This window comes from Neobacillus cucumis, from assembly GCF_016908975.1.
Lineage (GTDB): Bacteria > Bacillota > Bacilli > Bacillales > Cytobacillaceae > Neobacillus > Neobacillus cucumis.
This window is the reverse complement of the sequence record NZ_JAFBEX010000008.1, coordinates 86,070-98,397: the sequence shown is the minus strand read 5'-3', so window position 1 is coordinate 98,397 and position 12,328 is coordinate 86,070. Positions and strand designations below refer to the sequence as shown.

Here is a 12,328-nt window from a genome sequence, read left to right as displayed (position 1 = left end):
TTCGTTTGACAAGTTATCTTTGCTATGTTATAGTTACTAAGGTGAAAAATTGAATACTTATTTTTGGGAAAAGAAGAAGCACCCGCTTCTCACCTGATTTGACGCGTCTTTAAGCAGTTGGCAGGTTTTACGTGAACTTTTTGTTTATTTACTTATGTTTCGTAAAGTGTGGGTGTATTCATCCGCACTTTTTTGTTTGTGTACTTAAGAAATAGCACTTGAAAAAGTATTTCATACCTGTGGAAACCAACTAGGGTGTCAAACAATAAGGTGATCTTATTCTTATACCCAGATGTTGTATTCTTGATAAAACCTTGGAGGTGGCTAATTATTAGCAAAGACATGTTGTTAAATGAGGGTATCCGTGCAAGAGAAGTTCGTTTAATTGACCAGAATGGCGAACAGTTAGGGATTAAATCTAAATTCGATGCATTGGAAATTGCCGGACGAGTAAATCTTGATTTGGTTCTTGTAGCACCAAATGCAAAGCCTCCGGTAGCCCGAATTATGGACTATGGCAAATTCAAATTCGAGAATCAAAAGAAAGAAAAAGAAGCTCGTAAGAATCAAAAGATTATTACTACTAAAGAAGTTCGTCTAAGCCCAACGATTGATGAACATGACTTTAATACAAAGCTTCGTAATGCCATTAAGTTTTTGGAAAAGGGCGACAAGGTAAAAGCGTCAATCCGTTTCAAGGGCCGGGCGATTACCCATAAAGAAATCGGTCAACGTGTGTTAGACCGTTTTTCAGAAGCGTGCAAGGAAGTTGCTACGATTGAATCACATCCTAAAATGGATGGACGAAGCATGTTCCTGGTTTTAGCACCTAAAAACGATAAGTAATATAGGGAGGACTATTACAATGCCAAAAATGAAAACTCACCGCGGCGCTGCAAAGCGTTTCAAGAAAACTGGTTCTGGTCAACTTAAGCGTGACCATGCTTATACAAGCCATTTATTCGCTAACAAATCAACTAAAGCTAAGCGTAAGCTTCGCAAATCAAGTCTTGTTTCAAAAGGCGATTTCAAACGCATTCGTCAAATGTTAACTTACGTAAAATAATATAAAGTGATTGATTTATAGGAGGGAAATTACATGCCACGTGTAAAAGGCGGTACTGTTACTCGCAAACGTCGTAAAAGAGTTCTTAAATTAGCAAAAGGTTATTACGGTTCAAAACATACATTATATAAAGTTGCTAACCAACAGGTTATGAAATCATTACAATATGCTTTCCGTGACCGTCGTCAGGTTAAGCGTGATTTCCGCAAACTTTGGATTACTCGTATCAACGCAGCAGCTCGTATCAACGGTCTTTCTTACAGCCGTTTAATGCACGGCTTAAAGCTTGCTGGTATCGAAGTAAACCGCAAAATGCTTTCTGAACTTGCAATCAGCGATGCAAGCGCATTTGCTGAATTAGCAAACGTTGCTAAACAACAATACAACAAGTAATGAATAAATGCCATTCTCTTCGTGAGGATGGCTTTTTCTATAAAAGGGGATATACTCACATGACCATATTCTTTATTATTGTTATTGTAATGAACCTAGTCGGGCTTGTGATTATGGGTGAGGATAAAAAACGTGCCAAAAGGCATCAATATAGAATAAGTGAGAAGACACTTTGGATGGTAGCAATTTTAGGCGGGGCCATTGGGACTACCGCGGGCATGCAAGCTTTCCGTCATAAAACCAAGCACACATCCTTTAGGCTCGGCTTTCCGATTCTTGCCATTATCGAGTTCATCATTTTTTTTAAAATCATTTTTATTTAAGGAGTGCTGGAAATGGAACTATCCAAACTGTTTCAAATGCAAAAAGCATTGGATCAACATATTGAAGAAAAACATATGCTTCAAAATGAGGATTTGTTTGACAGGAAGGTGCTGGCATTACTAGTCGAAATCGGTGAATTAGCAAATGAAACACGCTGTTTCAAGTTTTGGAGTGTGAAACCCTCTTCCTCAAAAGAAGTCGTATTAGAAGAATTTGTCGATGGAATCCATTTTATCTTGTCACTAGGGATAGAATGTGGCTTTGACCAAGAAACATATGGGTTAAATGTGGCGGAACCGATGGGGAATGTCACAGAGCAATTTCTCCATACCTATGAATCCATTAGTCAATTTCGTAAAAACAAAGCTTTTGCTGATTATGTAAAATTATTTGAATCATATTTGAAATTATCCTCTTTATTAGGTTTTACAAACGAAGATATAGAAAAGGCATATTTTGCAAAAAACGAAGTAAATTATCAAAGACAGCAAAATAACTACTAGTTTAAAATTTGTTGCATGATTCCTTCGTTTTGTATAATAAAGGTAATACATACCAATTAGGGGGTTGAAATATGGCTAAACTAGACGAAACATTAACAATGTTAAAGGACTTAACAGATGCTAAAGGAATTCCTGGCAATGAGCGTGAAGTCCGTGAAGTAATGAAAAAATACATAACTCCATTTGCCGATGAAATCTCTTCCGATGGACTTGGCAGTTTAATTGCCAAAAAAGTGGGCAAAGAGGGCGGACCAAAGATTATGGTAGCCGGTCACTTGGATGAAGTTGGCTTTATGGTCACGCGAATCGACGATAAAGGTTTTCTTCGTTTTCAAACAGTTGGCGGCTGGTGGGGCCAGGTCATGCTCGCCCAGCGCGTAACGATTGTAACGCGAAAAGGAGAAGTAACAGGGATTATCGGGTCTAAACCGCCGCATGTTTTATCTGCAGAAGCGCGCAAGAAGCCAATTGACATCAAGGACATGTTTATTGATATTGGTGCATCAAGCCGGGAAGAAGCATCAGAGTGGGGCGTCCGTCCAGGAGATATGGTCGTGCCATACTTTGAATTTACGGTTATGAATAATGAAAAAATGTTATTGGCAAAAGCATGGGATAATCGAATTGGCTGTGCCATTGCGATTGATGTGTTGCGTCAATTAAAAGATGTTGATCATCCCAATGTTGTGTATGGTGTGGGTGCCGTTCAAGAAGAGGTAGGATTACGCGGTGCTAAAACTGCCACTTATAAAATTCAACCGGATATCGGTTTCGCGGTCGATGTAGGTATTGCTGGTGATACCCCAGGAATCACGGAAAAAGAGGCTATGAGCAAAATGGGCAAGGGTCCGCAAGTAGTTGTTTATGATGCCTCAATGGTTGCACATAAGGGCTTACGCGACTTTGTTACGGATACAGCCGACGAGCTAAATATCCCATATCAGTTTGAATCCATTCCTGGCGGTGGCACAGATGCGGGCTCCATCCATTTAACACATAATGGAGTACCTGCTCTTGCGATCACGATTGCGACTCGTTATATCCATTCACATGCAGCGATGCTTCATCGGGATGATTATGAAAATGCTGTTAAATTGATCGTAGAAGTGATAAAGCGTTTGGACCGTGAAGCGGTGGATAAAATTACGTATGAATAAAATTGGCAGTCCCTCGGTTCGTTTTTGCCGAGGGATTTTTTAGAATAAAAAAAGCCGCCTATTGGCAGCTTGGACATTACTTTACACCTTTTTCAAGGTTAGCAAGCATTTCTTTCTTCTCATCTTCGGTTGAATTATTCCAAATGACTTCGAATAATACCCCAAGACCAGGAAGCATTTTTTCCTCACCGTTTTGAATCGCGTCAACAATGGTATCCTCTAATTGATCTTGCGTATTTCCAGAAACATTGTGAAGAATAGCGTTTCTTAGGTTTAAGTTCATGTTTGCATCCTCCTTTTGTTAACCTTCATTCAATATTATGTTTTCTAGTTATTGGTTTTATTATGTAATGTATTTAGGATATAATGAGAAAATCATAAGAGATAATTTAAAGGAGATTTGTTTTGAAACATATAGAATCTGTCAATAATCCTAAGGTAAAGCAATGGAGAAAACTTTTAACCAAAAAAGAGCGGGATAAAACCGAGTCGTTTATCATAGAGGGTTTTCATTTAGTAGAGGAAGCACTGAAGCAAGGGGAGCAGATCTTAGAAATTATCGTTTCGGATCAGGTAGGTCTGCCGCCGCGTTGGGATGTAAGTTCTACACCAGTCACTCTCGTTACAGAGGAAATATCTAAAATGTTAACCGAAACCGAAGCTCCTCAAGGAATTTACGCTATTTGCCGGGTACCAAGCAAGATGGCAGAAGCGTTGGCTGAGAAGGGAAAGACCTTCTTATTCATTGATGCTGTACAGGATCCAGGGAATCTTGGAACGATGATTCGCACAGCGGATGCAGCCGGAATTGACGCCGTTATTGTTGGACGTGGAAGTGTCGATATTTACAACTCGAAGGTATTACGTGCGGCACAGGGAAGCCATTTTCACCTGCCTATCATTCGAGGCGATCTCCATGAATGGATCGAAAAGCTCCAAGAAAAAAATATCCCGGTTTATGGGACAGCGCTTGAAAGTGCATCCGAATATACGGATATTTCTAGTGGAGATTCATTTGGTCTTATCGTTGGCAACGAAGGTAACGGTGTAGCAAAGGATATCTTATCCAGCACAGATCAGAACCTGTATATTCCAATCTACGGAAAAAGTGAATCATTAAATGTAGCTGTGGCAACCGGAATTCTTCTCTATTTTTTAAAAAAATAGGTCGAATACGTTTGACCATTTGTTAAAAAACGTTATATAATAGTGAACAATTGAAAAAAGTTAAAAACGATGACGGAGAAAAGTATCTTGTGATCGACCATTTAGGGAGAAAGTGCCGTGACTGCAAGCACTTTTATGGTTCGTAGCTTGAGAAGTTCACCTCCTGAGTTGGCACCGGGACCACAATAAAAGGCAATAGCTTGAGAATAGATTACTGTCCAGCTACAGCGCTTCCGCTTTTCTGTGTAAAGGTGTTTCGGCATAAAAAGCCGTTATTTGAATGAAGTGAACACAAATGTTTTTACATAACGTGTTAACAAGGGTGGTACCGCGAATGATAAACCTCGTCCCTTTCCAGGGATGGGGTTTTTTTGTTTTTTTAATTACTACCTAAAGTGACCAAATACCATTAAGGAGGAATAGATGATATGCAAGAACGATTAAAAGAATTGCAGGAAGAGGCTCTTCAAAAAGTTGAGCAGTCTGCAGACTTAAAAGAATTAAATGACATCCGCGTTGCTTACCTAGGTAAAAAGGGACCGATTACCGAAGTATTGCGAGGAATGGGGAAGCTTTCAGCTGAGGAGCGTCCAGTCATGGGGGCACTTGTCAATGAAGTGCGCGAAACCATCGCTGCTAAAATTGAAGTGAAACAAAAAGGGTTAGAAGAAGCGGCTGTTTTAGAAAAATTAGCATCTGAAAGCATTGATGTGACACTTCCAGGCAGTCCAGTCAGGGTTGGAAACCATCATCCGTTGACAAGAATTATTGAGGAAATTGAAGACCTATTTATCGGCATGGGCTATCAAGTAGCTGAAGGTCCTGAGGTCGAGCAGGATTATTATAATTTCGAGGCTTTGAATTTACCAAAAGGCCACCCGGCACGCGATATGCAGGACTCCTTCTACATTACAGAAGAGATTCTCCTTCGTACCCATACATCACCAGTACAAGCTCGGACGATGGAAAAGCATGAGGGCAAAGGACCAATTAAAATCATCTGCCCTGGTAAGGTTTACCGCCGCGATAATGATGATGCGACACACTCTCATCAATTCATGCAAATTGAAGGTTTAGTGGTCGGCGAGAATATTCGTATGAGTGACCTTAAGGGGACATTAGAAGTTTTTGCGAAGAAGATGTTTGGGAAAGATCGTGAAATTCGTCTTCGACCAAGTTTCTTCCCATTCACAGAGCCTTCTGTTGAAATGGACATTTCTTGTAAAATTTGCAGCGGAAACGGCTGTAATGTTTGTAAACAAACAGGCTGGATTGAAATCCTCGGAGCCGGTATGGTCCATCCAAACGTGCTTGAGATGGCTGGCTATGATTCAAAGAAATACACAGGATTTGCCTTTGGAATGGGCCCTGAACGGATTGCGATGTTGAAATACGGTGTCGATGATATCCGCCATTTCTATACAAACGATGTACGATTCTTAAAACAGTTCTCAAAACACGAGTAAAACTAAATGCTGAAGCGCCTTGATCAGGGGCGACAAGCATAAGACGAGCCGGCAGGAAGGTTGTTTTTTAACCTTCATGACGGATTGGCTTAGACCAAAGAGCCCACTAGGCGCTGAAGCTGAATAATAGGAGGTTGGCGACATGTTCGTATCATATAAATGGCTGCAGGATTATATTGATTTAAACGGTGTAACAGCAGCTGAATTAGCTGAAAAAATCACAAAAAGCGGTATCGAAGTAGAAGGAGTAGAAGTCCTTAACGAAGGCATTAAAGGGGTAGTTGTCGGTCATGTCCTTGAACGGGAACAGCATCCAAATGCCGATAAATTAAGCAAATGTCTGGTTAATATCGGTGCAGAACAACCGGTCCAAATTATTTGTGGCGCACCAAATGTGGCACAAGGCCAAAAGGTTGCCGTTGCTACAGTGGGTGCCGTACTGCCAGGTAATTTTAAAATTAAAAAGGCAAAACTTCGCGGTGAAGAGTCAAATGGGATGATTTGTTCTCTTACAGAGCTTGGGATGGAAGGAAAAATCGTTCCAAAAGAATATTCAGAGGGTATCTTTGTTTTTCCGGCTGACACAGAAGTTGGCGTTGATGCGTTAGAGCAGCTTAATCGTGATGATCAAGTGTTAGAGCTTAGTTTAACCCCTAACCGTGCTGATTGCTTAAGCATGCTCGGTGTTGCCTACGAAGTGGCGGCGATTTTGGGAAGAGAGGTTAAACTTCCAGAAACGTCACTAGAACCAGTTCAAGAAAAGGCAGCCGATTATGTAAAGATTACGGTGGAAGCAAAAGAAGACAATCCACTTTATGCGGCTAAAATTATTAAGAATGTAAAAATTGGTCCATCGCCGCTTTGGATGCAAACCCGCTTAATGACAGCAGGCATTCGTCCGCATAATAATGTCGTTGATATTACGAACTATATTTTATTAGAATACGGTCAACCGCTGCATGCTTTTGATTATGACCGTTTAGGTTCAAAAGAAATCCTCGTTCGCCGTGCGGTAGATGGTGAAAAATTTGTAACCCTTGATGATGCTGAACGGACTTTATCATCTGATCATCTGGTTATTACAAATGGAACAGAACCGGTTGCCTTAGCAGGTGTTATGGGCGGTGCGAATTCAGAAGTAACTTCTGATACTACGACTGTTTTATTAGAAGCGGCTTATTTTAATGGTCAAACCGTTCGTAAAGCGTCCAAAGACCATGGTTTACGAAGTGAAGCGAGCTCTCGTTTTGAAAAAGGGGTCGATCCAAACCGTGTTCGTGCGGCTGGCGAACGTGCCGCTTACTTAATGGCAAAATATGCTGGCGGAGAAGTTCTTGACGGTACTGTAGAGGTTGATACATTAACTATTGAACCGGCAGTTGTCTCAATTACACTTGAAAAAATTAACCGTGTCCTAGGTACTGACCTTCAAATGAACGATGTAAAAGAAATTTTTGATCGTTTGCAATTCCCAGTAAGTATCGAACAAGATACAATTACCGTTACTGCACCAACACGCCGCGGGGATATTAAAATTGAAGAAGACTTAATGGAAGAAGTTGCTCGTCTTTTCGGCTATGACGATATTCCTAAAACCTTGCCTGTTGGATCAACTACTCCAGGTAAACTGTCTGAATATCAAAAGAAACGCCGTGTGGTTCGACAGTATCTGGAAGGTGCAGGATTGTATCAGGCTGTCACATATTCTTTAACTAGCGAAGAAAAAGCTTCACAATATGCTCTTGAAAAACGTGAGCCAATTCGTTTAGCGATGCCGATGAGTGAAGAACGCAGTGTGCTTCGTTTAAGCATCATGCCGCAGCTATTAGAAGTTTTAAAATACAATAGTGCTCGTCAAAATGACAGCTTAGCTGTATACGAAACTGGTGCTGTATTCCTATCAAATGGGGAAGAGGCACTTCCAGTTGAAAATGAGCACTTAGCAGGAGCGATTACCGGCCTATGGCACAATCATCCATGGCAAGGAGAAAAGAAGGCTGTTGACTTCTTTGTTGTGAAAGGCATCTTAGAAGGAATGTTTGCAAAGCTTGGCCTTGAAGAGCGAGTGGAATATGTGCAGGCGCAAGTAGAGGGCATGCACCCAGGTCGTACAGCAGAAATCCGTTTAGATGGTGTGAGTGTCGGCTTCGTCGGTCAAGTACACCCAACTGTCCAAAAAGAACTAGATTTAAAAGATACCTACGTATTCGAAATGTCATTACAAGCGGTTCTTCAAGAAGAAACTGCACCATTACAATACAACAGCATCCCACGCTTCCCAACCATCACAAGAGACATTGCCCTTGTGGTAAACAGAGAAACGGTGTCAGGCACCTTAAAGGAAATTATTGTCACTACCGGTGCGCCGCTATTGAAAGAAACAGAAGTGTTCGATTTGTATGAGGGTGATAAAATGGAAGAGGGCAAGAAGTCGATTGCCTTCTCATTAAAGTATTTAGACCCTGAGCGTACATTGACGGACGAAGAGGTAACAAAGGTACATGAGCGTGTGCTTGAAGCCTTAAAAGATAAGGCTGGGGCAGTGCTTAGAGGTTAATAACTAAAAATGGCCGGTTCGAATTGATTCGAACCGGCTTTTTTGTGGAATTGTATTTGGCGTTTCGCGTTTCGCCGATAAAATGAAAATTTCGCTGAAATACTGTTTGAAATCGCTGATATATTTAGAAAATCGCTGATAAATATAAAAAAATCGCCGAATAAAAAAAGTCATACAAATTTCACCAAATTTCTACAGGAATTAGAGCTTACTAATCAGAATAATAGTCATAAAATGAAAGGAGTGAAGCTGATTGTTATTAAAAGAAAGGAAAATTCCACTAGTTATACTAATTTTAGAGGCCCTTTGCCGCCGTCTTCCCCAAATTCATCCCAATTATCAAGAAATACAAGAAGAGTTAGGAAGGAGACGCGCTGGATACCAAGGTGAATTAGCATTTGACTACTATCTTAGGTACCTGCCAAAGGACAAATACATGATACTCCACGACTTAAATCTTCCAGATGGTGATTATAACTGCCAAAACGATACACTCCTCATTACCCCAGAATACGTCCTAATCATTGAAGTGAAAAATATGGCTGGTAAGTTAATATTTGATACCGACAATGAACAGTTTATTCAACTTAACAATGATAAAGAAAAAGGCTACCCCTATCCAATTGCACAAGCTGAAAGACACCAAGAATATCTGAGAAATCTATTAAAAGTACATAAATACCCCGTAATCCCTATTGAATATTTAGTAGTGATCAGCAATAGTTATGCTACCTATTTCATAACTGGGAAGAATACACATAAAGTAAAGCCTCGAGTATGTAAAGCAGATGTATTTCAAAATAAAATCCGCTATTTTGAAAATCAATTCACCAATTCTGTTCTCGATACTAAAGTTCTCCGAAAGCTATGCCGCCAGCTTGTTAAAATGAATTCAGTTCCCACAAACTTTGTCTTAAGAAAGTATGGAATTGACAAGTCTGACTTAATAACCGGTGTTTTCTGTCCATATTGCAATCATTTTCCCCTTATTCGTAAGAAATCAAAATGGTACTGTACCTCCTGTAAAAATTTTTCAAAAGAAGCTCACTTAAATGCTTTATTGGACTATTTTTTACTGATAGACTCAAAGATAACGAATCAAAAATTCCGTGAATATTGTCATTTAACGTCACAAGATATCTCTAAAAGAATCTTATTATCGGCAAATCTTAATTGCTCTGGGACAACAAAGGGGAGGGTCTATTTTCCAAAGTCCATCCCCTGGTAAAATTGATTTTCGCCGATAAATTCAAAATTCCGCCGATAAACCAATAAAATCGCTGAATTAGTTCCTGAAACCGCTGAATAGTTACTCAAAATCGCCGAATTAGCATCCAGAGACAACAAAAATGCTAAAAGGGGTTGTTCAACAATGGAACAACCTCTTTTTACTTGAATTTTTCATAAAATTCATCATAAACCTTCGCCAACGTCACATCCAAATCCGTCAATCCACCGGCACGCCAAGACGTAAGCCGGAGAGTTACTAATTTATAATCAATCGCAATAAAAGGATGATGATTCTTTTCTTCGGACAGCTGGGCAATATCATTAACAAACGCCACACCATTTAAAAACTCCCCAAACCGATATTTTTTAACCAAAAACTTGCCGTCTAACTTCCATCCTGGCAGCACTAACAAAGCCTGATCAATTTCCGATAAACTTAATTTTTTTGCCACTAGTACCCCTCCCAATCGCCCGCTACTATCACTCTATTCATCAGGACTCCCAAAAACGTCTTTACCTGCGTTTTTTATTCACCAGCGCTAGCGCTTTATCCGTATTGGCAAAGTGAAGTTTGACAAAGGCTGGGAGGCTTTCCCGTCCCTTACTTAAAATCAGTTTGGCTGCAGCCTCATCTACCTGCGAACCGGCCCCTTTGGGAATCCTAAACCCGGCCGCCTCACTTAACTTATCGATATACTGAATAAATGCATACCTTGCAAGGATACTAGCCGCGGCAACCGCAAGATGAATCCCTTCTGCTTTTGTACTAAAGTAAACATTCTCATTGGCAATTGCTTTTTGTCCTTTTAAATGTTGAAAATAAGTACTTGGCTGGACAAACTGGTCAATTAAAATCGCCTCCGGTTTTACGGGAGCAAGCTTCTCTAATACATTCAAAATCGCCTGATTATGAAGCAATGCCTTCATTTTCCCCTGTGACATCCCCGAACTCTGTACCTGATTATATTTTTCATTTTTAAGAGTCATCAAGCTAAAGGGAACCACATCTTTAATCACCTTAGCGATTGAAATAATCTTTTCATCATTCAAGTCCTTAGAATCTCGTACACCTAATTCTTTCAATAACGGAATATCTTCTTTTCTTACATATGCGGCCACAACAGTAATGGGTCCGAAGAAGTCACCGGTTCCGACTTCATCTGACCCGATAGCAGACATCCCACTAATCCCGGCGGGAAGGTCTCCTTTAGCAGTAGATTTCTCCTTAACAGCAGAAGGCTTTTTAGCAGTCAGACTGCCCCATTTCCCGGCCTCCTTTTCACAATCATTCCCTTGGAACATGACCTTTCCAGATTTATAGGCCGTTATCATACAGCCTGCCGTTTTGGCTGCAAACAAACCTCCAGGAATATTTTTAGCTAAAAGCTGCTTGGCATAATAGTTTTTCATTTCGTTAATCTTTGACATTTCTAAATTAAGAACAACATTTCCCACTAAAAACACCACATTTCTATAAAATTTCTGAAAAAAAACAGGATTCGCATTTTCAATTAGTTAGACTTTTCGTCTTATGTACGTTCGTGTTATAGTATAGAGTAGGATTCTGGAATGGAGGCTTTACGTTGTCAAATATACAAAAACATCGAACAACCGTTGAAATTTACGGTCAAGCTTACGTCATAATGGGTACGGAAAGTCCAAGTCATGTTCGGCTTGTGGCCTCGTTAGTTGATGACAAAATGCGCGAAATCTTTTTTAAGAATCCAAATTTAGATGCAAATAAACTAGCTGTTCTAACTGCAGTTAATGCAGTAAATGATTACTTGAAAATAAAAGATCAGTTAGAGCGGCTGCAGGCAGAAATACAAAAAGAAAAGGACTAAAAATATGTTAGGTTTAGCCATTATCATTTTTCTTATTATTGGATTCTTTGTTGGACTTAAAAGGGGTTTTATCTTGCAGATTTTTCATCTGCTTGGTTTTATTATTGCATATGTGGCGGCCACTTCCTACTACGAAGAACTTTCATCCAAACTGATTCTTTGGATTCCTTACCCAGACTTTGGTGATTCCACGTCATTAAAGGTCTTAACCGGTTCAACGGATATGGAAAGTGCATTTTACCGGGCGATTGCCTTTGTTATCATCTTTTTTGCAGTAAAAATATTATTTCAAATCATCGGCTCGATGCTTGATTTTATCGCTCATTTACCGGTTCTAAGACAATTAAATCTACTAGCTGGCGGTATTTTCGGTTTTTGTGAAGCCTATTTAATTATCTTTATTTTATTATATATTGGAGCTCTAGTTCCAATCGCATTTATTCAGGATGCAATGGACCAGTCTGCTTTGGCAAAAGCAATTGTGAATCACACCCCTATCCTTTCACAGCAGATCAAAAGCATGTGGATTGAATATACAAATGCTTGAACTTCTCTGTAGCAGAGGAGTTTTTCTATGCATGCAAAAGATAAGGATAAAATGAAAATGCTATTTGAGAAAGC

At 39.9% G+C, this 12,328-nt stretch carries 16 protein-coding genes and 1 other annotated feature; of the genes, 12 read left to right on the top strand and 4 right to left on the bottom strand.

Features of this window, described 5'->3' with window-relative positions; translation table 11 throughout:
* Positions 1-64: 64 nt before the first annotated feature.
* Positions 65-200, top strand: a sequence feature (ribosomal protein L20 leader region).
* A 142-nt stretch (positions 201-342) separates the two neighbouring features.
* The 6 genes from infC (at position 343) to JOC76_RS12235 (ending at position 3,443) form a co-directional block, all read left to right on the top strand.
* On the top strand, positions 343-846 hold the full coding sequence (infC, locus tag JOC76_RS12260; protein ID WP_205178214.1) for a translation initiation factor IF-3: 504 nt from the start codon (positions 343-345) through the stop codon (positions 844-846).
* Between the two features lie 19 nt (positions 847-865).
* Positions 866-1,066 carry a 50S ribosomal protein L35 gene (gene rpmI / locus JOC76_RS12255; protein ID WP_205177937.1) on the top strand — a complete coding sequence of 67 codons (201 nt, stop codon included), beginning with the start codon at positions 866-868 and terminating at the stop codon, positions 1,064-1,066.
* 33 nt (positions 1,067-1,099) lie between these two features.
* A complete protein-coding gene (gene rplT / locus JOC76_RS12250; protein ID WP_205177936.1) occupies positions 1,100-1,459 on the top strand; it encodes a 50S ribosomal protein L20 in 360 nt (119 codons plus the stop codon).
* 59 nt (positions 1,460-1,518) lie between these two features.
* The gene (locus JOC76_RS12245; protein WP_205177935.1) at positions 1,519-1,782 is read left to right on the top strand and encodes a DUF1294 domain-containing protein; all 264 of its coding nucleotides are present in this window, start codon (positions 1,519-1,521) and stop codon (positions 1,780-1,782) included.
* A gap of 12 nt (positions 1,783-1,794) precedes the next feature.
* On the top strand, positions 1,795-2,286 hold the full coding sequence (locus tag JOC76_RS12240) for a dUTP diphosphatase (protein ID WP_205177934.1): 492 nt from the start codon (positions 1,795-1,797) through the stop codon (positions 2,284-2,286).
* A gap of 71 nt (positions 2,287-2,357) precedes the next feature.
* Entirely contained in the window at positions 2,358-3,443 is a 1,086-nt protein-coding gene (locus tag JOC76_RS12235) for a M42 family metallopeptidase (RefSeq protein ID WP_205177933.1), read from the top strand.
* A gap of 76 nt (positions 3,444-3,519) precedes the next feature.
* Here the strand turns inward: JOC76_RS12235 and sspI are convergent, their stop codons facing one another.
* Entirely contained in the window at positions 3,520-3,726 is a 207-nt protein-coding gene (sspI, locus tag JOC76_RS12230) for a small acid-soluble spore protein SspI (protein WP_205177932.1), read from the bottom strand.
* 122 nt (positions 3,727-3,848) lie between these two features.
* Between sspI and JOC76_RS12225 the strand changes: the two genes are divergently transcribed.
* Entirely contained in the window at positions 3,849-4,610 is a 762-nt protein-coding gene (locus JOC76_RS12225) for a TrmH family RNA methyltransferase (RefSeq protein ID WP_205177931.1), read from the top strand.
* Positions 4,611-4,711: 101 nt separating this feature from the next.
* Here JOC76_RS12225 and JOC76_RS12220 read toward each other — a convergent pair whose 3' ends face one another.
* Entirely contained in the window at positions 4,712-4,873 is a 162-nt protein-coding gene (locus JOC76_RS12220) for a hypothetical protein (protein WP_205177930.1), read from the bottom strand.
* 165 nt (positions 4,874-5,038) lie between these two features.
* Between JOC76_RS12220 and pheS the strand changes: the two genes are divergently transcribed.
* From pheS to JOC76_RS12205, 3 genes are all read left to right on the top strand, one after another.
* Positions 5,039-6,076 (top strand): phenylalanine--tRNA ligase subunit alpha, encoded by a 1,038-nt coding sequence (gene pheS / locus JOC76_RS12215; protein ID WP_205177928.1) that lies wholly within the window; start codon positions 5,039-5,041, stop codon positions 6,074-6,076.
* Positions 6,077-6,218: 142 nt separating this feature from the next.
* Complete coding sequence (gene pheT / locus JOC76_RS12210) at positions 6,219-8,633, top strand: phenylalanine--tRNA ligase subunit beta (protein WP_205177926.1); 2,415 nt, start codon at positions 6,219-6,221, stop codon at positions 8,631-8,633.
* A gap of 253 nt (positions 8,634-8,886) precedes the next feature.
* Complete coding sequence (locus JOC76_RS12205) at positions 8,887-9,861, top strand: nuclease-related domain-containing protein (protein WP_205177924.1); 975 nt, start codon at positions 8,887-8,889, stop codon at positions 9,859-9,861.
* Positions 9,862-10,021: 160 nt separating this feature from the next.
* Here the strand turns inward: JOC76_RS12205 and JOC76_RS12200 are convergent, their stop codons facing one another.
* Both JOC76_RS12200 and rnhC read right to left on the bottom strand, forming a co-directional pair.
* Positions 10,022-10,315 carry a 4a-hydroxytetrahydrobiopterin dehydratase gene (locus JOC76_RS12200; RefSeq protein ID WP_205177923.1) on the bottom strand — a complete coding sequence of 98 codons (294 nt, stop codon included), beginning with the start codon at positions 10,313-10,315 and terminating at the stop codon, positions 10,022-10,024.
* Positions 10,316-10,376: 61 nt separating this feature from the next.
* On the bottom strand, positions 10,377-11,318 hold the full coding sequence (gene rnhC, locus JOC76_RS12195) for a ribonuclease HIII (RefSeq protein WP_205177922.1): 942 nt from the start codon (positions 11,316-11,318) through the stop codon (positions 10,377-10,379).
* 128 nt (positions 11,319-11,446) lie between these two features.
* Here rnhC and zapA point away from each other — a divergent pair, with 128 nt between their 5' ends.
* Entirely contained in the window at positions 11,447-11,707 is a 261-nt protein-coding gene (gene zapA, locus JOC76_RS12190) for a cell division protein ZapA (RefSeq protein ID WP_205177921.1), read from the top strand.
* 4 nt (positions 11,708-11,711) lie between these two features.
* Positions 11,712-12,254: a CvpA family protein gene (locus tag JOC76_RS12185; RefSeq protein ID WP_205177920.1), complete on the top strand. Its 543-nt coding sequence runs from the start codon at positions 11,712-11,714 to the stop codon at positions 12,252-12,254.
* The last annotated feature ends 74 nt before the right edge of the window (positions 12,255-12,328 follow it).